The organism is Rahnella inusitata (assembly GCF_965118895.1).
GTDB classification, from domain to species: domain Bacteria; phylum Pseudomonadota; class Gammaproteobacteria; order Enterobacterales; family Enterobacteriaceae; genus Rahnella; species Rahnella inusitata_A.
On sequence record NZ_CBCPJJ010000001.1, the window covers coordinates 305,317 to 327,970 of the forward strand.

Sequence of the window (22,654 nt, forward strand, 5' to 3'; positions counted from 1 at the left end):
GGTGATTTATTCTGAGCTAGTTGCTGGATATATATATTAGCCTTTAAATTATTATTTTTAATGGTTCGTTGATTATCATATAAATAATGTATTGAACATTCCTTATCAATTAGTTGACTTATTATTTATTCTTGGTATTTTACACACTATCATTTAGCCCGCTGACTATTGTCGATATATTTATTTATTGTCTGTTTTATACTCAATTGATTTTAAATCTATAAACGATTTTTTATTATTCGTTTTTTTGTTTTTGTTGTCGCTATTTAATTCAAGGAAAAGAATAAATGGGAGTATGTAAAGGGCTGCCTTTAATTATTATGATAACACTCCCCCTATTAAGTGCATGTACGGTTGTTCCCGGGAGTCACTTGCCACTTTTAGGGAAAGCGGTCAAACACTCAGAGAGTGCTACTGTTAATATTAATGACCTCGTCGATGTTTACCCGATCACTCCAGATCTCGTTGCGCATATGCAAAGTAAGCCTGTCATCGCACAAACGAATCCTGTCTTAGAAAATGAGTTAAAAGCTTACGAATACCATATTGGTATTGGTGACGTTATTATGGTGACTGTCTGGGATCACCCGGAACTGACAACGCCAGCGGGGCAGTATCGCAGTGCCGGTGATACAGGAAACTGGGTGCATGCCGACGGTAGCATCTTTTATCCTTACATCGGAAAGGTTGACGTTGTGGGTAAAACAGTAACAGACGTTCGGGAAGATATTACTGAAAAACTTCGTAATTTTATCGAGTCACCTCAGGTCGATGTGAGCATTGCGACTTTCCGGTCTCAGAAAGCGTTTGTTTCAGGTGAAGTGGTTAGAAGCGGGCCACAGGCAATTACCAATATTCCTTTGACCGTCATTGAGGCAATCAATCAGGCGGGAGGGATTACGGAGTTTGCTGACTGGAATAACGTTACGCTGACAAGAAATGGAGAAGAAAAACATATATCATTATTGGCGCTTTTGCAAAATGGTGATTTGACTCAGAATTATCTCTTATATAATGGTGATATTCTCTATATACCGCGTAATGACGCGCTCAAAATTTTTGTTATGGGTGAAGTCAATAAACAAGCGACGTTAAGGATTGATCGAAATGGAATGTCGATCACCGAGGCTTTGGGTAATGCGGGAGGAATTGATCAACTAAGTAGTGATGCCAGTGGCGTTTTTGTCATTCGATCAAATAAGAATAAATCGTCAGCAAACAAAAAAATAGCCACGATTTATCAGTTGAATATCCAGGATGCATCATCACTCGTTCTCGGTACTGAGTTCTTACTTGAACCCTACGATATTGTCTATGTCACAACAGCGCCTGTTGTGCGCTGGAATCGCGTTGTGAGTCAGTTAGTGCCCACGATCACGGGTATTAACAGTGTAGTTGAGGCGGCGAGGTGGACACACAGTTGGGGAACATAATTTGTAAAAATATTCTGGTTGTCTGTGTGGGAAATATTTGTCGCTCACCCGTCGGTGCGGAAATTTTGCGCCGACGACTGCCCCGACAAAACATTTATTCAGCCGGACTCTGTGCGCTGGTTGGGCATTCTGTTCATCCCTTTGCCTTACAGGTTGCATCGCAACATGGAATAGTTATAGAACACCATTACGCACAGCAGGTTACCCGGGCATTATGCCATCAGGCTGATCTGATCCTTGTTATGGAGACATCGCACATTCCTTTACTCGTCAATATCGCGATTGAGGCCAGAGGAAAGATAATGCTTTTCGGCGGCTGGCACAAAAATAAAAATATCCCCGATCCTATAGGTTGTGATGAAACCATGTTTAACACCATGTTTCGTCATCTTCTTGAAGCCGCCGATGGATGGGTAAGATTTTTCGATAAATAAAGTTTCAGTTTTTATAAGGAAGTAATATGTCAAAGAATATACATACCCTTACTCCTGAATCCAAACAAGAGGAAATAGATATCTCTCACATTCTGGGTGTGTTAGTGGATGGTCGTTATTTTATAATCGTAATCATGCTGATCGCTATTATTATTACAGTCGCCATTCCTCAATTATCTACGCCAGTTTATCGAGCTGATGCATTAATTCAACTCGAGAAAGATAAGAATAATAGTTTTTTCCCGGAATTAATGACGGATTTACCGGGGGCAGCACCGGTATCATTATCTGAAAGCACACTGATTAAATCCCGATCCGTACTGTCGCAAACAGTCGATGAATTTGATCTGGATTTAGAAATTTCTGAAGAAAAAAAGAGTATCTGGAATAAATTCTCCTCCTTTTTTTTAAGCGTGACAAAACCGACGCTTAAAATCCGGCAGTTTGATATTCCAGATTATCTGCAGGATAAACCGTTTGAGTTGACTGTTCTTGCAGGAGAAAAATATGTATTGCAGAGTGATAATTATCAGGCAACAGGGAGTATCGGAAAAATACTCAATGATAACGAACTGAGTGTTTTCATTGAATCAACGGATGCAGTGCCGGGGACGCATTTCACCATAAATAAGATCGATCAGGTTGAAGCGGTGGAACAACTCCTGAAACGGCTTTCAGTAACGGATATCGGTACGAATAGCGGCATGCTGAAGCTTTCATTAACAGGAACAAATAAAAAAAAGATTTCCGTTGTATTAGATTCTATTTGCAATAATTACATACGCCAAAACATAGCAAGAAACTCCGAGGTCGCCAGAAAAAGTCTCAATTTTTTACAAACGCAAATTCCGAAGATCAAAAAACAGCTGGAAGAATCTGAGAGTGCACTCAACTCATACCGGGAGATGAATGACAGCGTGGATATCTCTTTGGAGACGAAGGTACTGTTAGACAAAAGTATTGCTAACGCTACTCAGATTAATGAACTGGCGCTGGAAGAAGCCTCTGTCTCTGAGAAATACACGAAGGGACATCCCTTGTACAAAGCATTAAATGAAAAACAGATGATGCTCAATAACAAGAAAAAAGAGATCGATGCAAAAATCAATGCGATGCCTAAAACTCAGCAAAACATCATGCGCCTTACACGTGATGTGCAGACCGGAAATGAGATTTATATGCTCCTGCTGAGTAAGCAGCAAGAATTGAGTATTACTCAGGCAAGTGAGATTGGGAATGCGCGTATTATTGATGGGGCTGCGGTAAATTATCACCCGGTGAAAACTGCCAAATCTCTGTTATTGGTCATTGGTGCTATGTTGGGTTTTGTTATTTCTGCCGCAATCCTTTTTATTCGTGTTTTCCTTCAGCGCCTCGTGACGACACCCGAACAACTGACACAGCTGGGGTTGACGGTATACAGCGAAGTGCCTTATGTCCGCAGGAATAAGGCAAATGCATCAGGACTCATAGTCCTGAAAGAACCCTATCATTTAACAGTTGAGGCCATCCGAAGTTTGAGAACCAGCCTTTATTTTACGATGAAATCCTCCAAAAATAAGATCATCATGATCTCAGGCCCTGACAGCGGTGTCGGGAAGAGTTTCATCAGTGGTAATCTTGCGGCAGTATTTTCTCAGTCAGGATTGCGTGTGTTATTGATTGATGCTGATATGCGGCTTGGGCATATGCATACACAACTGGAAGTTTCAGTAGGTTATGGCGTATCTGATATTTTATCGGGTAAAAAAAGCATTCAAGAGTGCATTGTTCATACACCGCTCGAGAAGCTGGATTTTATTTCCAGAGGTTCTATTCCGAACAATCCTTCCGAGTTATTGCTAGGTTCATCGCTCGCCAGTTTATTGAATTATGCAAATGATAATTATGATTTAGTACTTGTAGACTCGCCCCCTCTTTTGCGGGTAGCCGATGCCATTATTATTGCAAAACTCACGGGGACAAATCTGATCATCTCCCGTTTCGAACTCACTAAGTTGCATGAGATCAGCGCGACTATTTCTCGTTTTGAGCAGGCAGGATGTCGTATCAATGGCGTGGTATTAAATGCGATTAAAAGACGCTCATCGCGATCCCTTCAGGGCAAGTATTACGGGTATTATGGTGAGGAGAAACGTCAGCCTTAGATAAAAAAACGGAGACCCTCTCGGATCTCCGCTTCCATTTCTCATGCCACAAACCTCAATCCACGCGGCGGTAACTGCGCTGCGTGTTGTTCACTTTGTACAGATAACGGCGTGATTCGGCAGAGGGGTGTTTCGTCGTCAGCGTGGCATAGACGTCACCGGCGGACATGCTGTTGATGATGTTGAATGCCTGCGTTTTATCGCGAGAGAACACGCGTAATACGCTGCCCGCACCGCCGTTGTAAGCGGTGATCACCGCATAGCGTCGCGCAGTCGGATCGTTGATGTTGCCTAGATAGGTTTTCTGCAAAATCGCAAGATACGCCGTACCGGTGTTGATATTATTCTGCGGATCAAACAGATAGCTGCGGCTCGGCTTGCCCCATTTCCCTTCGGATTTAAATACATCAACGCCTGCGGTGTGTTGCACGACCTGCATCAGCCCCAGCGCATCGGCGTTACTCACTGCATACGGGTTAAACGCGGATTCGGTTTGCATAATCGCCAGGATCAGTGACTGATCGACACCGTATTTGGCAGACGCTTCGCGGATCATTGGCAGATATTTGTGCGCACGCTGATTCAGGTGGTTAGGCACCATCTGGATAGTTACGGAATAGATAACGTGCAGACCGGACTGGCGGCGCATCAGCTTGTTCTGTATCAGATAATCAGCAAAGCTGGCGGCGCGGCCTTCCCAGCGAATCGGCTTACCGGTGTTATCGAGCACCTGCCCGTACAGCATCGGTTCGCGGCTGATCTGGATGTCGTTGGCGTCAGAATAGAGGTCGACGTTGCCCGGATCTTCACCCACCAGCAAGGTGCTGATGATTGCCTGACGCAGGCTGGCGGCTGGATCGGTGCCTGAAATGGTTTCGAGGGTGATGGTACCCGCATCAAAGTTGATGTGGCTGCGGGTGTAATATTGATCGCTGTATTTTACGTAGTCTTTCGGACCGGCGATCAGGACTTCATTCATCCCCCAGATGTTTTCGATATTATGGGCAAACTGACCCATCAAAATATCAAACCCATTGGTGTCTTTGACATAAGCTTCGTTGAACTGGTCTTTCTTACTGCCTGAGCAGGAGATCAGCATCGGGGCGATAACCAGCAAAGCTAAAATTTTCTTCATCTTAAAACCATTTCTGGTGAAAGAAGCAGACACCCGAAAGCGGCTGCTTTGTTGTTATTGATGATTATTTTTCAACGATCAGTTTGAAGGCGGGGTATAGCCTTCAATATGCACATCCTGACCTTCGAACAGAAAATTCACCATTTCCTGTTCCAGCAGTTTGCGGTCTTCGGGGTTCATCATGCTGAGTTTCTTTTCGTTGATCAGCATCGTTTGCTTGCTCATCCAGCGCGACCAGGCTTCTTTCGAAATCTCGTTATAAATGCGTTTGCCAATCTCGCCAGGGTACAGCTGGAAATCCTGCCCTTCGGCATCCTGCTTCAGGAAAGTGCAAAAAATTGTTCTGCTCATACTGATTCCTTATCGATCGTTTTTGGGGACGGTTCTTTTGCCAGTTGCGTCAGTAAACGCTCCACCGGCGCGGCCAGCCCGACGAATTGTGGTTGCGCTAAGTTATACCAGAGACCCGCACCTTCATCCATGCAACCCGCAGATGTTCGCAGATTTAACCACATCGGGACGATATCCAGATGGAAATGGCTGAACGTGTGGCGAAAAGCGGTCTGCTGTTGAAGCTGATTTGGCGTCGCGCCGTATTTATGCAACCCCAGCGCCAGCTCTTCTTCGGTAGCGTATTGCGGGAAGCAGAACAAGCCGCCCCACAGGCCGACCGGCGGACGCTGCTCCAGCCACACTTTGTCATCTTGCTGAATCATCAGCATAAACGCGGTGCGTTCCGGCAGGGTTTTCTTGGGTTTCTTGCCGGGGTATTTTGCCCAGCTGTTGTGCGCGTAAGCTTCGCAGCCGGTTTTCACCGGGCAGAGCTCGCATTTCGGCTTGCTGCGCGTGCAGACCATCGCACCGAGATCCATCATCGCCTGATTAAACTGCGCGACGCCTTTTGCTGGCGTTACGTCTTCGCTTATTGCCCACAACCGGTTCTCAGTTTTCTTCTCGCCTGGCCACCCGTCCACGGCGTAACACCGCGCCAGCACGCGCTTCACATTCCCGTCTAAAATGGGATAGTGCTGATTAAGCGCCAGCGAAAGGACGGCGCCCGCCGTCGAGCGTCCAATACCGGGCAGGGCGAGGATTTCGTCGAATGTCGTCGGGAATACGCCGCCGTGCTGGCTGGCGATAGTCTGCGCCGCTTTATGCAGATTGCGTGCACGGGCGTAATAGCCAAGGCCGGTCCACAGGTGCAGCACTTCGTCGAGCGGTGCGGCTGCGAGATCGGACACCGTCGGGAAACGTTGCATAAAGCGTTCAAAATAGGGGATCACTGTCGCAACCTGAGTCTGCTGCAACATCACTTCTGAAAGCCAGACTTTGTAAGGTGTTTTTTCGATTTGCCACGGCAGCGTTTTGCGGCCATAACGCTGATACCAGTCGAGCACCAGCATTGAGAAATTTTTTGCTTCCATGAAACCAGGGGTTTCCATCATGGGTGAATTACAGTCCGGCAGGGTTAAAAGACGGGGGTGATCACATCACAGTTGTTATCGGGCTGTAAACCGGAACTTTCCGGACTGTATTGACGGATTTCGTGCCCGCAATCCTTGCTTATCGGGAGTAAGTTTGGATAATGCGCCATTCTTCATAGTTAATGACCAAAACACCGCAGTGACCGAATACCGCGTCTTGCCAAACGGAGTGGAAACACCATGAAAAACGACGTCATTTCACCGGAGTTCGACGAGAACGGTCGCGCTATGCGCCGTATCCGCAGTTTTGTCCGCCGTCAGGGCCGTCTGACTAAAGGTCAGCAACACGCGCTGGACAACTTCTGGCCGGTGATGGGCGTGGAATATCAGGCAGAACCGCTGGCAATTGATGCACTGTTTGGTCGCGAAGCGCCGGTGGTGCTGGAAATCGGTTTTGGCATGGGCACATCCCTGGTGACCATGGCGCAGAACAATCCGCACCAAAACTTCATCGGTATTGAAGTGCATTCGCCGGGCGTCGGTGCGTGTCTCGCGACCGCCCACGAAGAGGGTGTCAGCAACCTGCGCGTGATGTGTCACGATGCGGTAGAAGTGCTGGAAAAAATGATCCCCGATGGCTCGCTCGACATGGTGCAGCTATTCTTTCCTGACCCGTGGCACAAAGCGCGTCATAATAAGCGCCGTATTGTTCAGCCAGCGTTCGTTGAACTGCTGCGCAGTAAACTGAAAGTGGGCGGCGTATTCCATATGGCAACCGACTGGGAGCCGTATGCCGAACACATGCTTGAGGTGATGACCAGCTTAGAAAACTGGAAAAACCTCTCGCAGGAAAACAACTATGTCCCGCGCCCGGAATCGCGCCCGGTGACCAAGTTCGAAATGCGTGGCCAGCGTTTAGGCCACGGCGTATGGGATCTGATGTTTGAGAGGAAGCAATAATGGCTAAGAATCGCAGTCGTCGTTTACGTAAGAAGTTACACATTGCCGAGTTCCAGGAACTGGGCTTCTCTGTAAAATGGCGTTTCCCGGAAGGTACTCCGGTTGAAACCATCGACGAATCACTGGATCTGTTTATTGAAGGTGTGATCGAGCCAAACAAACTGGCCTTTGATGGCAGTGGCTATTTGCAGTGGGAAGGCCTGGTTTGCCGTCAGGAAATCGGTCATTGCACCGATGAGCACCGTGAGCAAATCAAAAAATGGTTGGAAGACCATAAAATGGAAGCGGTTGAAGTATCAGAGCTCTTCGATATCTGGTGGGATTGATCTGCGCAGATTGATTAAGAACGCTGAAATTAAAGGTGCCTTTCCGGCACCTTTGTTACATCTGGAGGCAGGACGTTGGGTACCGAACTCGATAACAGTTTGCTGGAAGAGATCCTCCAGCAGGTCAGGCCGCTGATAGGCCGTGGCAAAGTCGCCGACTATATCCCTGCGCTGGCTGAAGTCAGCCCCGATCATTTAGGGATCGCCGTGTGTACCACGAAAGGAGAAATCTTTCGTGCCGGTGATGCCGATACCCGGTTCTCTATCCAGTCAATCTCCAAAGTGCTGAGTCTGACGCTGGCACTGACCCGTTATCAGGAAAGTGAAATCTGGCAGCGCGTCGGCAAAGAACCCTCCGGCCAGCCGTTTAATTCGCTGGTGCAGCTGGAGCTGGAGCAGGGAAAACCGCGTAATCCATTTATCAATCCTGGCGCGCTGGTAGTGTGCGATATGTTGCAAACCCGCCTGACCGCGCCGAAGCAAAGAATGCTGGAAGTGGTACGTCAGCTGGCTGGATCGCCAGATCTCAACTACGATCGGCACGTTGCGCGTTCAGAGTTCGATCACTCCGATCGCAACGCGGCCATTGCGTACCTGATGAAATCTTTCGGGAATTTCGAGAATGACGTCATCACCGTTTTGCATACCTATTTCCACTACTGCGCTCTGCGTATGAGCTGCGAAGAACTGGCGCGTACTTTTGTCTATCTGGCCAATAAAGGCCATCCGTTAGGCAGTGAACAGCCGCTGATCGATGCCCGTCAGGCACGGCAGATTAACGCCATGATGGTGACCAGCGGCATGTACGACGGTGCAGGTGAATTCGCCTACCGCGTAGGGATGCCGGGGAAATCGGGCGTCGGCGGTGGCATTCTGGCCGTGGTACCGGGGGAGATGTGCATTGCAGTATGGTCACCGGAACTTGATGCGGCAGGGAACTCTTTGGCTGGTATTGCTGCCTTAGAACTGCTGGCTCAGCGTATTGGCCGTTCAATTTTTTAGTTTGCTGTCTTAGGGAGAGTACATGTTAGTGAAAACCGGTGTTGTGAAAAGTAGGGTTTTAAAGACATCAGTGGCCGCGATGCTGGCGCTGACGGCATGGAGTGCGCAGGCAGATTACCAGTGCGCCGTGCAGCCAAAAGAAGACGTCGTCATCAAGCCGCAAACCGTGCAGGTTGTGGGCACCAGCAGCGACTTGCTGATCACGCCAAACGGTAACGTGACGCTCAACGGTAAAGAAATCACCCTGAGCGCGAAACAGCGTCAGGAAGCCATCGACTATCAGGCCTCCCTGCGCCGTGATTTGCCGTGGATAGATCAGGGCGCCACTGCGCATCTTGAAAAAGGCCGAGTGGCCGTTGACCGCGTCATTGTCGAAAAACTGGGTAGCGACAGCAATGTGCGCAACCGTCTGGTTACGCTCGACAAGCAGCTCAAGCAGCAAATGAACCTCATCATCGAGCATCGTACCGATGGTCTGACGTTCCACCATAAAGCGGTCGATCAGGTTAAGCAGAATGGTCAGAAGCTGATGGAACAGACCATGGGCGGCGTGATGCAAGACAGCATCAATGAAATGGGCCTGAAACAGGCGGCCAGCGGCGGTAATCCGCTACAGGCGATGATGGGCAATCTTGGCGGTCTGCAACAGGCGGTCCAGGATGAGTGGAACAAGCAGGAAAAAGAGTTCAAAGCCTTTGGTGATGATGTCTGTAAGCGCGTGACTGCACTCGATACGCAGCATAAAACCCTGCTGGCAGATTTGAAACAGTAAGATCGCAATATATAACAGGGGGAGTGATCCCCCTGATATGAGTTCCTGATTCAAATAAGAAAGTGGCCGTATTTTCACCAAACATATTGGACTCTGAACATCCAGGTCGAAATATCAGGCGATCCTGATTCCTCCTGTGTTGTATCGGTATAGGCAACGGCCCCGCCAAATTGTGGTGATAACATAAATCCCAATGACGCGCCCAATAATACATTCTGTTGCTTATTATTTTGCAGGCGACCATCAATACGCGTCTCACCGCCTTTACTGAACGTGCTATCTAACGAAATCCACATCGCCTGATTCACCGTCAGGCTGAAATGTCCTTCAGCAGTATAGAGAGGGCGCTGTGCGAGATGATGACTGCCGAGATATTCGTCATTATCCTGATAGAAAGAAACCATTGGATTGATCTCAATCCAGAATGGCCCGATCGGATAACCAAAAGCCAGTTCAGGTTTCATTACCCAACGGTTTGCCCCAATATTAAGCAGCTTGTGTTTATCGTAATCTCCGGTAGGTGCGGTTATCCATAACGCCGTGGTTAAAAACATTTCGGGTGTCCAGAGTCTGAACTCCTGACTGTTTAACGCGGGCGCACCAAAAATATTATAAACGAGCGCGAGTTGGAAATCGCCTATTCCATTATTAGTATGCGTATCTCCATTAAATGTTGATCCATCCAGAGACGCCCGAATATTGGCAACGGGTTGCATTAACTGGATACCCGCGGTATGCCCCTGCAGGTTGAATGAACGGGCATAACGGAGAATATACAAATCAGCATCCACAGAAGCATTATCTACCGGAAGAGAAGAGTCGATAGAAGTATTGCTATTAATATTACTGTAATAACCAAATAGTATATCAATATCATCGGGCACATTCTGCCAGTCGCGAGCGTTATCAGCATGACCCGCACATGGCAATATTAAATAAAAAAACGCAACCGGTCGTATTTTATTTAACATCCATTTATAAATCATTCTATTTCATCCTGGTGATGAGATTATTGTTAATAGATGGATTTTCGATAAGTTATGGTGTCACAATCTTGAACATACCAGGGAATATATCGAGCATCCCTTGTAGTTCTTTTACTTTATCCTGGTTGCCTTCAATTATGGTCTCGGAGCTTTTCAGTACATTATCTAATGGCTCACCTTGCATGAACAGGCGAGAGAACGTGGTTTTATCGGTTTTTAGCAAAACATCTGCCTGAGGGAACGGCCTGTTAAGATTATATAGGATGACGGAGTTTTTTAATTCGATGCCATAAACGGTGCCATCCGGCATCTGCCAGTTGATAACAATGTTTTTATTTAATGCTTTTTCCGCATTAAGACGCACTCCCATATAGTCCAGAATAAGCTCAGGATCCATCGCGCGAACCATATCGATGCTGGCGGTATTGATTGGAGCATTATCAGGAACGCCATTACGCAATTCATACGCGCCCATCAGATACTCATTTCGCCATGTTGCATTCTCCGACTGATAACCCAATTGCTCGAAGGCATCAGCCTGCAAATTTCTCGCTATCTGATTTGTCGGGTCAGAAAAGACCACATGTTTTAAGACTTCAGCAGCCCAACGATACTCTCCGGCGGCGATAGATTTTCGCGCTTTTTCTAAGACCTGATTTTCACCGCCCATAAATTCAACATATTTTTTGGCCGCTTCACTGGGTGGTAAAGGATTAAGATCGGCAGGATTACTGTTGTACCAGCCTATATATCGTTGATATACCGCCTTGGCGTTGTGACTGACTGAACCATAATATCCACGGTTATACCATTCATTTGCAAGGCCTGGTGGAAGAGTCAACGTTTCGGCTATTTCGCTCATGGTCAAACCTTTATTTACCAGATTCAATGTTTGATCATGAATGAATTTAAACATATCTCTCTGATTAGATAAGTAACTTATTATTTTTTGATTTCCCCATGTCGGCCATTGATGCTGGGCAATCACAATCTCAACGTTGTTAAGGTGTTCATTGATGGCAAGATTCAGCACCTTCCACCAGGAGCTCGCGTCGCGAACCTGCGCCCCGCGCAGAGTATAAATATTGTGCAGGGTATGCGTGGCATCTTCGGCAGTATCCAGCATTTTGAACTGTGGGAACCAGATGAGCATCTCTGCTGGCGCCTCAGTATCCAGCGCCATCTGGAATTGCATTTCGACTCCTGCAATAACCCGTTTTTCACCGGTTTTCCTGACAGTATCGGTTGGCGGTATCAGGGTAAATGTCCCGATTGACGTCGTTTTCCCTAAACCCGCATCAACCTGACCGCGAGCACTGCGGGGCAACATTGCGCCGTACTGATAGAGCGTTCTTCTGCTCATGGCTGTCCCTGCAAGCACATTTTCGCTGACCGCTTCTTTCATGAAACCGTCCGGGGCAATAATGGTGACTTTGCCTGAAGCAATATCTTTTTCATCCACGACGCCACGTACGCCGCCATAGTGATCGGCATGGCTGTGTGTATAAATCACCGCGACAACAGGTTTAAAAGGACGATGTTGGTAATAGAGTTTTAACCCTGCGCTGGCTACTTCGGTGGTGACCAGCGGGTCAATAATAATAATACCTTTATCACCCTCTATAATGGTCATGTCGGAAAGATCAAATCCTCTAATCTGATAGACTGAATCTGTTACTTTAAATAAACCATTCAGCATGTTTAGCTTTGCAATTCTCCACAAACTAGGATTGACGGTGTCAGGTGCATCACCCTTAATGAAACCATAACTTTCCATATCCCAGGAGATATTTCCTGCCGAATCTTTAATCATCATTGGAGTCAGCGTTGCGATAAAACCTTTAGCGGCATCCTGAAAATCGTCCTGATTATGGAAGTTTGACTCTTTATAAACGGCGTTATTCATCGCCCGTGTATAGGCACTGGCATCTTTTGGTTGTTCGGCTGAAAAAACGACGTGACTACAGGTTGTCAGTGTCAGAAATAAAGCAATCTTGGAAAGTTTCATTTGATCCCTCAATTAAATTAATTACTGCTCTTATGGCGGCATTCAAACTAACCGAACAGTATTTATATGTTAAGGATCAAAAACAGCTAACAAAGGTAGCGTGTTACTAGTTTTAATTATAATAGTAACCATTGAAATTAGTAACAAGCACATTTGTTTCATGAATTAATAATCATGCGGTAATTTTTATTAATTATTAATGTGGCTTTGTTAACTTTTAAAATGTGAACTGTATTATTTAGGAAGACGGCCAGATCCGCCGTATAGGCTTGTTTTAAGCCAACAGTTTTTTTACTTTGTGAAAGGAGGGAAATGCATTAAGAAAAGAGAGTATTTCTATATGTTTCTTAGTGTTTTGATTTATTAATGATAAGCTCTGTTCATTTGTTAATTTATAACTTTATTTGTAGCCTTAATGATTAAGCATGATAAAAAAAGTCGGCTACAGATAGCCGACTCACCTTCATTAATAAATAAAAATCATGTATTTACTCCGCTAAAAAAATCTCCAGCAGTGAATTCAGGAACAATTTCCCTTTACGGGTAATCTGCCAGTGCGTCGGGTTTTCAATCAGATATTCTTTCCCGATAGCTTCGTCCAGCTCTGCACGGATCGCGGATTCTTCCAGTCCGGTATACAGGCTGAACTCTTCGCGCGGAGCCGCTTCCAGCAGGCGAAAACGGTTCATGAAGAACTCAAACGCCAGATCTTCGGTTTCGACCGCATGCTGTTTGTCCATGTAACGCCCCTGCATGTAGCCGCGCGGGTGTTTGGTCTTCACGGTCCGCAGGATCCGCCCGTCAGGCTGTGTCAGCTTACCGTGCGCGCCACAGCCGATGCCGAGATAATCCCCGAATCGCCAGTAGTTGAGATTGTGCTGGCACTGATAACCCGGCTTGGCATACGCGGACGTTTCATATTGCTGATAACCAGCTGCCGTCAGCAGTTGATCGCCTTTCTCGAAAATATCCCATAGCGCATCGTCATCCGGCAGCGTTGGCGGGCGCGAGGCATACATCGTATTGGGCTCGATGGTCAGCTGATACCACGACAGGTGCGGCGGATTCAGCGCGATGGCCTGACGCAAATCATCCAGCGCTTCTTCCAGCGTCTGATCCGGCAAGCCGTGCATCAGATCCAGATTGAAGCTGCGCAGGTTAAGGCCTGTGGCCAGATGCGCGGCGCGTTTAGCTTCTTCAGGACCGTGAATGCGCCCCAGACGCTCCAGTTTTTGCGCATCGAAACTTTGTACACCAATCGAAATACGGTTCACACCGGCGCGCTGATAAGCGCTGAAACGGTCAGCTTCGACGGTGCCGGGGTTGGCTTCCATCGTGATTTCAGCACCGGCCTCCAGTGGCAAACGTGCCCGCACGCCGTCGAGCAGGTCCTGCATCGCTTTGCTGCTCAGCAGGCTTGGCGTTCCGCCGCCGATGAAAATCGTCCCTACGCTGCGATCGCCCACCAGATGCAGATCGGCATCCAGATCCGCCAGCAGATGTGCGACATAATCGTCATGCGGTACTTCGCCTTTTAACGCGTGCGAGTTGAAATCGCAGTAAGGGCATTTTTGCACGCACCACGGAATATGAATGTAGAGACTCAGCGGCGGCAACTTACGCATTCTTTTGTACTGCCTCTTTCATCGCAGCCAGCAACAGTTTCAGCGCCTGACCACGGTGCGACACCGCGCTCTTTTCTTCACGCGTCAGCTCTGCGGCCGTTTTGCCAGACTCAGGCACGAAGAAAATCGGGTCATAGCCAAAACCGCCTGCCCCGGCTTCGGCGAATGCAATCTCACCCGGCCAGCTGCCGTGGCAAACCAGCGGCGTCGGATCTTCCGCATGGCGCATATATACCAGCACGCAATGGAACTGCGCAGCGCGCTGCCCCTGCGGCACGTCTTTCATTGCAACCAGCAGCTTGTCGAGATTTTGCTGATCGCTGGCATCGACACCTGCGTATCGGGCGGAATAAATCCCCGGTGCGCCTCCAAGGAAATCGACCGCCAGACCGGAGTCATCGGCAATTGCAGGCAAACCGGTTTCGGCTGCGGCGTGGCGCGCTTTCAGGATGGCGTTTTCAATGAACGTCAGACCGGTTTCTTCGGCAGACTCAACGCCGAGTTCGGTCTGTGCGACCACGTCCAGTCCGAAATCTGCCAGCAGATGGGCGAGTTCACGGACTTTACCGGCGTTGCCGGTAGCTAATACGACTTTCTGCATGGGAAGATCCTGATTTAACGAATTATTCAGCGAGCAGTACCGCGACCTCGGCCGGGATATTTTGCGGATGGGTAATGCGGACTTGTTTATGGCGGCCCAGCTCGCCCTTTTCAATGCTGACCTGACTTTTGGCGACTTTAAACTGTTTAGCGAGAAATTTCACCAGATGCGTGTTCGCCTGACCGTCAACCGGTGGGGCGGTGATGGCGACTTTCAGTTCATCGCCATGCAAACCCACCAGGCTGTCACGGCTGGCTTTGGGCTGGATAACCAGCCGCAAAACCAGTTCGTCAGACTGCCAGTAAACCGGACTTAGAGCTGGAACCACAAGGCACCCAGCAGATCCATACCCAGATAATTCAGCATGTAGAGGATCAGAATCACTACCATCGCCGAGAAATCAATGCCGCCCATTGCCGGAAGAATACGCCGAATGGGTGACATCAGCGGTTCGGTCAGCTGTAAAAGCAGGAAATCCATCGGGCCGCGACCCTGGCTCACCCAGCTCATCAGTGAACGGATGATCACCAGCCAGAACACCAGATAACCGGCGGCTTTCACCAGACCGATCAGGCCGATCAGCAAATTGCTCAGCCCGATATAAATGCCGCCGCTTTGGATCAGCAACAACAGCGGGAATTTCAGTGTGCAAAGCAGGAAAGCCAGCAGCAGACTTGCGCTGTCGATCGGCCCCAGCGGCGGAATAATACGGCGCAGCGGCCCGATAACGGGCTGTGTAATCTTCACCACAAACTGTGAGAACGGGTTATAAAAGTCCGTGCGTGCCCACTGCATCCAGATGCGCAGTAGTAAAACCATGACGTAGAGGTCGATAAGTGTTTTGACCAGAAAAGTCAGCGTAAGCATAAAAAACCTTATGTGGTGTCGAAATTATTATGAGTCCTGAATCAGAACAGTTTTTCCATTTCCTGCGCGCGGGTAATGGCGGCCTGCATGGCCTCGGAGACAATCTCCGGTAATTTACGGTCGGTGAAGACTTTCAGTGCTTCAAAGGTTGTACCGCCTTTGGACGTCACATTCTCACGAAGTTGTGACAATGGCGTGTCCGGGCTGGCGGCCACTAGCGCGGTGGCACCGCTGGCGGCTTGTTCAACCAGCATCCGCGCTGCCTCGGCGCTGAACCCCAGACGCTGCGCTTCGGCCTGCATTGCTTCCATAAACAGGAAGAAATACGCCGGTGCGCTGCCTGCGGCGGCAATAATGTGGTTGATGCCTTCTTCGGTATCCACCCAGCAAATTTTGCCGACCGCAGTCATCAGTTCGCCGCTGTAATCGCGATCCGCCTGCGATACCTGTTTCGGCGCATACAGCCCGCTCATGCCTTTTCCCACCAGGGATGGCGTATTCGGCATGATGCGCACGATGTTCAGATTATCACCCAGCAGCTCGCAGAAACGCGCGACGCTGACGCCTGCGGCAATCGACAGTACCAGTTTGCCGCTAAAATCCACGTCTTTTTGCAGTGCTTTACACACATCCGCCATCATTTGCGGTTTGACGGAGAGCACCACCACGTCCGCTTCTTTAGCACAGCCGTTATTATCGCTGCTGCTTATCACGCCGTATTTTTCAGCCAGCGCATCGCGATGGGTGGTGGAAGGTGCACAAACGCTGATAAGCGCCGCCGGGTAGCCACTTTCGACCAGACCCGAAACGATCGCGCCTGCCATGTTACCTGCGCCGATAAAACATAATTTGCGATGTTGCATTCATGCTCCTTGCTTTTTATAGGGACTGAATTGAGCCAATCAATAGTAAAGCAGTAAACCGCCTAAGGCCGGTTACTGTTTTGCGCTGTAATCACGGGCACCAAAAATGGCGGTGCCGATACGTACCATGGTGCTGCCAGCGGCAATCGCAGCGGGCATATCGTCGGTCATGCCCATCGACAGCGTATCCGCCTGCGGGCAAATCGTCTGCAAGTCTTTCAGTGCCTCACGCATCTGGCCGAAGACCTCAAGCTGGCGCGCATAATCGGTTTCTGCGGCCGGGATCGTCATCAGGCCGCGCAGTTGCAGATTCGGCATCGCCATAATCTGCGTCGCCAGCGCTGCGACATCACCGACGGCAATGCCGGATTTACTGGCTTCATCGCTGATATTCACCTGAATCAACACGTGTAACGGCGGTAAACCGGCAGGGCGCTGTTCGTTGAGGCGCTGGGCGATTTTCAGCCGGTCGATGGTGTGGCACCAGTCAAAATTCTCTGCCACTAAACGGCTTTTGTTCGACTGTAAAGGCCCGATAAAGTGCCAGGTGAGTGCGGGCTGATGTCCGGCAAAGTGGGCTATCTTATCCACCCCTTCCTGCACATAGTTTTCACCGAACGCCAGCTGACCGGCGGCAATTGCTTCTTCGACAGCGCTCGCAGGTTTTGTTTTGCTGACTGCAAGCAACGTAATTTCTTCTGAAGACCTGCCGCAAAGCTGTGCAGCGGCTGCGATTTTCTCGCGGACATTCTGTAAGTTCTGCTCAATAGCGTTTTGCTGACTAAGGCTCATAGGGACTCAGGAGGATTTCAACATGGATATTGATGGATTAGTGGTGCGTAGTGTAAAGCAAAATGCCTCCGATCTGCACCTTTGTACCGGCTATCCGCCGATGTTGCGCATAGATGGCCAATTATGCCGTTGTGAGGATCTGCCGGTACTCAACGCGCCACAGATGCAGGCGCTCTGCAGCCAGTGGCTGGATGACGCGCAGCAGACGGTTTTGCAGCAGGCAGGGCAGGTGGATAAAGCACTGATGCTTGGCGAAGGCGTGCGGATGCGACTCAATGTCTTCAGGCAATGGCACGGATTGTCTGCGGCGCTGCGGCCAATCCCCGCACGCTGCCCCGAGCTGGCAAGTTTGCTGGCACCGGAGATTTTGCAGCACGTCATCATGCAGGAGGATGGCCTGATTCTGGTCACCGGTGCGACCGGCAGCGGAAAATCTACCACGCTGGCGGCGCTGATTGACCATCTCAACCGTCATTCGGCGCGGCATATTATTACGCTGGAGGACCCGATCGAGCTGATTCACGTCAGCGAGCGATGTCTTATCCAGCAACGCGAGCTGGGTTTGCATACGCGATCGTTTGGTGAAGCGGTACGCGGCGCGCTGCGGGAGGATCCTGATGTATTGCTGCTTGGCGAGCTGCGCGATACTGAAAGCATCCGGCTGGCGCTGACGGCAGCGGAAACCGGGCATCTGGTGCTGGCGACGCTGCATACGCGCAATGCGACGCAGGCCATCGACCGGCTGGTCGACGTCTTTCCGGCAGAAGAAAAGGCTTTCGTACGGGCACAGCTGGCGGGGAGTTTACGCGCGGTGGTGGCGCAAAAACTGGCGGTGACGCAAGCGGCAGAAGGCAAAAAGGCGGGCAGGGTGGCGCTGTTCGAAGTGCTGACATCGACGCCCGCCGTGTGCAATCTCATCCGCGAAGGCAAAACGCATCAACTGGCGGACATTCTGCAAACCGGCGCGCAGGCCGGAATGCAGACGTTTGCGCAAAGCCGGCAGCAACGGCAGAGCGACGGATTACTGGCTATGACGCAGGCTGACTCCATTGCTTCTCAAACCAGCTTTCCAGGATGATCACCGCCGAGGCGGCATCCACACTGCCTTTGTCGAGCGCGCGGAAACCGCCACGGTCGAACAAATCAGCGCGGGCTTCGACGGTACTCAGACGCTCATCATGCAGCTCCACCTGAACGCCAAAACGTCCGTGCAGACGATTGGCGAATTTACGGGCGCGGGCGGTCAGCGGCTGTTCGGTGCCGTCCATGTTCAGCGGCAGGCCAACCACCACGACGTCCGGCAGCCACTCTTTGAGCAGCTTCTCGATCTTTTGCCAGTCCGGCGTGCCGTCCTGCGCTTTAAACGAGGTCAGCGGGCGTGCAGTACCGGTGACTTCCTGACCGATGGCCAGGCCGATGCTTTTGGTGCCGAAGTCGAAAGCAAACACCGTGCGGTTCGCCATTATGCGTGCCCCGCGTGGGTGGCGAGCTGGCTGACATCAATGCCGATCATTTTCGCGGCTTCGCGCCAGCGGTCAGCAATCGGCGTGCGGAACAGGATGTCGCTGCTGGCTTCAATCGTCAGCCACGCGTTATCCAGCAATTCTTTTTCCAGCTGGCCCTGTTCCCAGGCGGCGTAACCGAGCGCCACCAGCACATCTTTCGGCTGGTCGGGCGTCCCAAGAGTTTCCAGCACGTCTTTAGAGGTGGTGATCATGGTGCTGTCGGAAATAAGAATGCTGGAGCCAAAACCTTCGCGCGGGGTATGCAGGATAAAACCGCGATCGTCGGCCAGCGGACCGCCGGAGAAGACCGGGCGATCAAGGCGAATACTTGGGTCGCGTGGTTCAGGGTTGATATCCAGCTTGTCGAGGACATTTTCAATGGTGAAATCGTCGACCAGCTTATTAATCACCAGACCCATTGCGCCATCTTCATTGTGCTCACAGATATACACAACAGAACGTTTGAACTGGGGTTCATCCAGCCCGGGCATCGCAATGAGAAAGTGATGTTGTAGATTCATGGTATGCAGGATGTTTAACCTCAGAAAGTAATGATGGCGCAGTCAACTGCGCCATTGTGCAGCAGTTTTGTTTAGCGCGCAGCGAGGCGCTTTTCGATAGCGTCCATCAGCATGCCGGTGACGGAAATCGGGAAGGCTGCTTCAATTTCACGTGCACAGGTCGGGCTGGTGACGTTAATTTCAGTCAGGCGGTCACCAATGATATCCAGACCGACAAAGATCAGGCCCTTCTGCTTGAGGATTGGCGCCACGGTGCGGGCAATCTGCCAGTCACTTTCGCTTAACGGACGCGCTTCGCCACGGCCACCTGCGGCCAGATTACCGCGGGTTTCGCCCTGAGCAGGGATGCGTGCCAGACAGTAAGGCACCGGTTCGCCATCGACCACCAGAACGCGCTTGTCACCGTCTTTGATAGCAGGCAGATAGTTTTGCGCCATGCAGAAACGGGTGCCGTGCTCAGTCAGGGTTTCGATAACCACCGAGACGTTAGCGTCTTCCGGCTTCAGACGGAAGATAGATGCGCCGCCCATGCCGTCCAGCGGCTTGAGGATCACATCGGTGTGCTCTTTATGGAAGGCTTTCAACTGCGCGGAATTGCGTGTCACCAGTGTATCTGGCGTCAGTTCCGGGAACCATGCGGTGAACAGCTTTTCGTTACAGTCGCGCAGGCTCTGCGGTTTGTTAACGATAAGCGTGCCTTTCTCTTCTGCACGTTCGAGGATGTAAGTGGCATAAATGAATTCGGTATCGAACGGCGGATCTTTACGCATCAGGATCACGTCGAGTTCCTGCAGGGCGATATCCTGCTCGGTGCCGAATTCATACCAGCCGTCGTAATCTTGTTTTACGCTGAGTTTTTTGGTCGTCGCACGGCCTTCACCGCCGCGCAGATATAGGGAATTCATTTCCATGTAGTGCAGTTCGTAACCACGACTCTGCGCTTCCAGCAACATAGCGAAACTGGTGTCTTTTTTGATGTTGATGGATGAAATCGGGTCCATCACGATGCCAAGCTTGATCATGTCGTTTCCTCTTATCCCAGATCGCCGAAACGGACCTGTAAGGCCGTTATCGCGGTGAGTGCTGTGGTTTCTGTACGCAGAACACGGGGTCCCAGCAGGATATCAGTAAATCCGTAACCGGAAGTCATTGCAATTTCATCGGCGGACAAACCGCCTTCCGGGCCGATCAGCAGACGGACATGCTTCACCGGCAGCGGCAGGGTATTGATGCTGTGGCTGGCGCGCGGATGCAGGTTCAGCTTCAGGCTGTCATCCTGCTCTGCACACCAGGCTTCCAGTTGCATCGCCGGACGAATTTCCGGGATACGGTTGCGGCCACACTGTTCGCAGGCGGCAATGGCGATTTTCTGCCACTGCTGTAATTTTTTCTCCAGACGCTCGCCGTCCAGTTTGACGCCGCAGCGCTCGGAGAACAGCGGAGTAATGGTGTTTGCACCCAGCTCGATGGATTTCTGAATGGTGAATTCCATCTTATCGCCGCGCGAAATCACCTGGCCGAGATGCAGATTTAGCGGAGACTCGTTGTCAGACAGCACGCCTTCGCCGAGGCTGACGCGCACACTTTTCTTATCCACCTGCGTAATGCTGGCCTCGAAGACCTGATTGCTGCCATCAAATAGCTGGATTGCCTGACCAGGCTGCATACGCAGAACGCGTCCGACGTGGTTAGCGGCATCTTCGCACAGTGCAATTTCGCTGTGGGCGGTCAGTGTTTCAGGGTGATAAATGCGGGGTATGCGCATGTGTGGCTGCTGTCCTTAAAGTGTTTAAGCGGGCTATTTTGGCGTGATTAGCCCGCAATGTCGCGAGCTAATGTGCTCTGATGGCGTGTTTAATACTAAGTTAGCTTTTTCTCTGAGCGCAAGCTTGCTGCACGTAAGGATTATGATTCCCCTGTACGTCAGCGATGCGATTATCGCGTTCGCATTCCCACGCGGTGACCGGATACTGGCGATCCCAGGCGCTAAATAGCTGTGTTTGCTGGCGGGAAAGATTGAGTTTGTACTGGTCGCGCATATAGAAATAGGTGCGGGCGATAGCGCCGCGTGCGCGGACAGGCGGCTCGGCGGATTTGGCTTTAAAGTCGACTTTCATCTCGCAGCGCCCGTACTGGCCTTGGCCGCCATTCCACTGGCTGTACATAAAGTTGTTGCGGTCACCGTTCACTTCGCCAATTGCCGGCTGAAGATTATGCAGATCGGTTTCTACCTGACGATAATCGGCATTTTTCGCACAGTTTTTGCGCCCGCCGTCCTGCCAGCACTGCATCTGGTGGCCGAACTGCCACGCAGGCACCACGTGTTCCCATTCAATCCGGCTGGCGCGCTGTTCACTTTTACGTACCGCATAACCGCAGGATTTCAGATCCGGCGTACCTTTTTTGCCCTGCCAGCTGATGTCACATCCGCAATAGAAAGAGGGTGCACCCTGATTGATTTTGACGGCCGCGGCTTTAGCCTGGCTGAAATTGTTGATGTTCTTGCCGGACTGGCTGAATGCGCTGAGCGGTGCGAGTGCCAGGATAAACAGAAAGGCTGAAAGTGTTTTACGAAACATGTTTCCAAATGACCTGATGTGAAAAGGTCGGAAGGGTAACGGATGCGGCGCGGTGTGACAATGGGACATTGCTGCTATTTAGTGATTGAAAAATCAGCAGTTAGTCGTGCCATTAGCGTTAAACCGTAACAGTTCACCGCAATGACGGCAGCGGTATTCCGACTCTTTACGCATCACTTTATTGTGACGACGTACGGTCAGCTGGTGATCGCGGCAGGCGCACAGATAAGGATACGTTTTACTCTGCACCGAGGCGACTTCGAACTTGTGAGTACGGCTGGCAGAAACGCCGAGGACGTGCTCCATCATCCAGCGCCACTCTTTACCGTGGGGCGCAGGTGCGCGGCCAAATCGGCGGAAGACCAGCAAATGCGCCAGTTCGTGCGGAACCACTTCATCAATAAACGGTTGCTGATTTTCCTGTAAGAGCACCTGATTCAGCCGGATTTGCCAGTGTTGCAGATATGCACTGCCCGCGCTGGTGCCGCGTTGCTGATAGGTGATTTCCGGCTCCGGATAGTCGGTGCCAAAAAACTGATTTGCCATCTGGAGTTTTTCCCGCAGGCAGCGCATAACGGCTTGTTGCAGGGCGATGGGGAGGCGTGAGGTTTTCATCAGGCGAAGGATAAAGGCGGTGGAGAGGAGATGCAATATAGAATTCCCCCCCTTTGCAG

The 22,654-nt window shown here is 50.4% G+C and carries 25 protein-coding genes; 8 read left to right on the forward strand and 17 right to left on the reverse strand.

The features are described 5' to 3' along the window. The first annotated feature begins 287 nt into the window (after positions 1–287). Genes ACMHLI_RS01340 through ACMHLI_RS01350 form a run of 3 tightly spaced genes read left to right on the forward strand, consistent with a single transcriptional unit; the run spans position 288 to position 4,014 of the window. On the forward strand, positions 288–1,433 hold the full coding sequence (locus ACMHLI_RS01340) for a polysaccharide export protein (RefSeq protein WP_413527925.1): 1,146 nt from the start codon (positions 288–290) through the stop codon (positions 1,431–1,433). After that, positions 1,409–1,867 carry a low molecular weight protein-tyrosine-phosphatase gene (locus tag ACMHLI_RS01345; RefSeq protein WP_413527926.1) on the forward strand — a complete coding sequence of 153 codons (459 nt, stop codon included), beginning with the start codon at positions 1,409–1,411 and terminating at the stop codon, positions 1,865–1,867. Before ACMHLI_RS01340 ends, ACMHLI_RS01345 begins: the two co-directional genes overlap by 25 nt. A 26-nt stretch (positions 1,868–1,893) precedes the next feature. Beyond that, positions 1,894–4,014 (forward strand): polysaccharide biosynthesis tyrosine autokinase, encoded by a 2,121-nt coding sequence (locus ACMHLI_RS01350; protein WP_413527927.1) that lies wholly within the window; start codon positions 1,894–1,896, stop codon positions 4,012–4,014. A 55-nt stretch (positions 4,015–4,069) separates the two neighbouring features. On the opposite strand, the gene mltC is transcribed toward ACMHLI_RS01350, so the two are convergent. The 3 genes from mltC to mutY all read right to left on the reverse strand — a co-directional run bounded on the left by mltC (position 4,070) and on the right by mutY (position 6,573). Beyond that, the gene (gene mltC / locus ACMHLI_RS01355; protein ID WP_413527928.1) at positions 4,070–5,149 is read right to left on the reverse strand and encodes a membrane-bound lytic murein transglycosylase MltC; all 1,080 of its coding nucleotides are present in this window, start codon (positions 5,147–5,149) and stop codon (positions 4,070–4,072) included. Positions 5,150–5,227: 78 nt separating this feature from the next. Continuing rightward, positions 5,228–5,500 carry an oxidative damage protection protein gene (locus tag ACMHLI_RS01360; protein WP_056773291.1) on the reverse strand — a complete coding sequence of 91 codons (273 nt, stop codon included), beginning with the start codon at positions 5,498–5,500 and terminating at the stop codon, positions 5,228–5,230. Continuing rightward, on the reverse strand, positions 5,497–6,573 hold the full coding sequence (gene mutY, locus ACMHLI_RS01365; RefSeq protein WP_413527929.1) for an A/G-specific adenine glycosylase: 1,077 nt from the start codon (positions 6,571–6,573) through the stop codon (positions 5,497–5,499). Before mutY ends, ACMHLI_RS01360 begins: the two co-directional genes overlap by 4 nt. 240 nt (positions 6,574–6,813) lie before the next feature. Between mutY and trmB the strand changes: the two genes are divergently transcribed. From trmB to ACMHLI_RS01385, 4 genes are all read left to right on the forward strand, one after another. Next, positions 6,814–7,533 carry a tRNA (guanosine(46)-N7)-methyltransferase TrmB gene (gene trmB, locus ACMHLI_RS01370; RefSeq protein WP_413527930.1) on the forward strand — a complete coding sequence of 240 codons (720 nt, stop codon included), beginning with the start codon at positions 6,814–6,816 and terminating at the stop codon, positions 7,531–7,533. Further along, positions 7,533–7,859: a YggL family protein gene (locus ACMHLI_RS01375; RefSeq protein ID WP_112164158.1), complete on the forward strand. Its 327-nt coding sequence runs from the start codon at positions 7,533–7,535 to the stop codon at positions 7,857–7,859. Before trmB ends, ACMHLI_RS01375 begins: the two co-directional genes overlap by 1 nt. Positions 7,860–7,934: 75 nt before the next feature. After that, complete coding sequence (glsB, locus tag ACMHLI_RS01380; RefSeq protein ID WP_413527931.1) at positions 7,935–8,861, forward strand: glutaminase B; 927 nt, start codon at positions 7,935–7,937, stop codon at positions 8,859–8,861. A gap of 22 nt (positions 8,862–8,883) precedes the next feature. Continuing rightward, on the forward strand, positions 8,884–9,633 hold the full coding sequence (locus tag ACMHLI_RS01385; RefSeq protein WP_413527932.1) for a DUF2884 domain-containing protein: 750 nt from the start codon (positions 8,884–8,886) through the stop codon (positions 9,631–9,633). Between the two features lie 74 nt (positions 9,634–9,707). Here the strand turns inward: ACMHLI_RS01385 and ACMHLI_RS01390 are convergent, their stop codons facing one another. The 8 genes from ACMHLI_RS01390 to ACMHLI_RS01425 all read right to left on the reverse strand — a co-directional run bounded on the left by ACMHLI_RS01390 (position 9,708) and on the right by ACMHLI_RS01425 (position 17,375). Then, positions 9,708–10,619: a transporter gene (locus ACMHLI_RS01390; protein WP_413527933.1), complete on the reverse strand. Its 912-nt coding sequence runs from the start codon at positions 10,617–10,619 to the stop codon at positions 9,708–9,710. Between the two features lie 52 nt (positions 10,620–10,671). Then, complete coding sequence (locus ACMHLI_RS01395) at positions 10,672–12,627, reverse strand: alkyl/aryl-sulfatase (protein ID WP_413527934.1); 1,956 nt, start codon at positions 12,625–12,627, stop codon at positions 10,672–10,674. A gap of 488 nt (positions 12,628–13,115) precedes the next feature. Continuing rightward, positions 13,116–14,252 (reverse strand): radical SAM family heme chaperone HemW, encoded by a 1,137-nt coding sequence (gene hemW / locus ACMHLI_RS01400; RefSeq protein ID WP_413527935.1) that lies wholly within the window; start codon positions 14,250–14,252, stop codon positions 13,116–13,118. After that, complete coding sequence (locus tag ACMHLI_RS01405; protein WP_413527936.1) at positions 14,245–14,853, reverse strand: XTP/dITP diphosphatase; 609 nt, start codon at positions 14,851–14,853, stop codon at positions 14,245–14,247. Before ACMHLI_RS01405 ends, hemW begins: the two co-directional genes overlap by 8 nt. 22 nt (positions 14,854–14,875) lie before the next feature. Beyond that, positions 14,876–15,181 (reverse strand): DUF167 family protein YggU, encoded by a 306-nt coding sequence (gene yggU / locus ACMHLI_RS01410; RefSeq protein WP_413527937.1) that lies wholly within the window; start codon positions 15,179–15,181, stop codon positions 14,876–14,878. Then, complete coding sequence (locus ACMHLI_RS01415; RefSeq protein ID WP_112164164.1) at positions 15,166–15,720, reverse strand: YggT family protein; 555 nt, start codon at positions 15,718–15,720, stop codon at positions 15,166–15,168. The genes yggU and ACMHLI_RS01415 overlap by 16 nt, the downstream gene beginning before the upstream one ends. Before the next feature lie 41 nt (positions 15,721–15,761). Continuing rightward, positions 15,762–16,583, reverse strand: a complete 822-nt coding sequence (gene proC / locus ACMHLI_RS01420; RefSeq protein WP_413527938.1) for a pyrroline-5-carboxylate reductase — start codon at positions 16,581–16,583, stop codon at positions 15,762–15,764. A 72-nt stretch (positions 16,584–16,655) separates the two neighbouring features. Next, complete coding sequence (locus tag ACMHLI_RS01425) at positions 16,656–17,375, reverse strand: YggS family pyridoxal phosphate-dependent enzyme (RefSeq protein WP_413527939.1); 720 nt, start codon at positions 17,373–17,375, stop codon at positions 16,656–16,658. 22 nt (positions 17,376–17,397) lie between these two features. Between ACMHLI_RS01425 and ACMHLI_RS01430 the strand changes: the two genes are divergently transcribed. Next, positions 17,398–18,453 (forward strand): type IV pilus twitching motility protein PilT, encoded by a 1,056-nt coding sequence (locus tag ACMHLI_RS01430; RefSeq protein ID WP_413527940.1) that lies wholly within the window; start codon positions 17,398–17,400, stop codon positions 18,451–18,453. On the opposite strand, the gene ruvX is transcribed toward ACMHLI_RS01430, so the two are convergent. From ruvX to ACMHLI_RS01460, 6 genes are all read right to left on the reverse strand, one after another. Beyond that, entirely contained in the window at positions 18,404–18,838 is a 435-nt protein-coding gene (ruvX, locus tag ACMHLI_RS01435) for a Holliday junction resolvase RuvX (RefSeq protein WP_413527941.1), read from the reverse strand. The genes ACMHLI_RS01430 and ruvX overlap by 50 nt on opposite strands. Continuing rightward, positions 18,838–19,401 (reverse strand): YqgE/AlgH family protein, encoded by a 564-nt coding sequence (locus tag ACMHLI_RS01440; protein ID WP_413527942.1) that lies wholly within the window; start codon positions 19,399–19,401, stop codon positions 18,838–18,840. Before ACMHLI_RS01440 ends, ruvX begins: the two co-directional genes overlap by 1 nt. A 71-nt stretch (positions 19,402–19,472) precedes the next feature. Further along, entirely contained in the window at positions 19,473–20,423 is a 951-nt protein-coding gene (gshB, locus tag ACMHLI_RS01445; protein ID WP_413527943.1) for a glutathione synthase, read from the reverse strand. Positions 20,424–20,434: 11 nt separating this feature from the next. Next, positions 20,435–21,166, reverse strand: coding sequence for a 16S rRNA (uracil(1498)-N(3))-methyltransferase (gene rsmE, locus ACMHLI_RS01450; protein ID WP_413527944.1), 732 nt, complete (start codon positions 21,164–21,166; stop codon positions 20,435–20,437). Between the two features lie 100 nt (positions 21,167–21,266). Next, positions 21,267–21,980 carry a deoxyribonuclease I gene (gene endA / locus ACMHLI_RS01455; RefSeq protein WP_413527945.1) on the reverse strand — a complete coding sequence of 238 codons (714 nt, stop codon included), beginning with the start codon at positions 21,978–21,980 and terminating at the stop codon, positions 21,267–21,269. A 93-nt stretch (positions 21,981–22,073) separates the two neighbouring features. Continuing rightward, the gene (locus ACMHLI_RS01460) at positions 22,074–22,595 is read right to left on the reverse strand and encodes a SprT family zinc-dependent metalloprotease (protein ID WP_413527966.1); all 522 of its coding nucleotides are present in this window, start codon (positions 22,593–22,595) and stop codon (positions 22,074–22,076) included. Between the last annotated feature and the right edge of the window lie 59 nt (positions 22,596–22,654).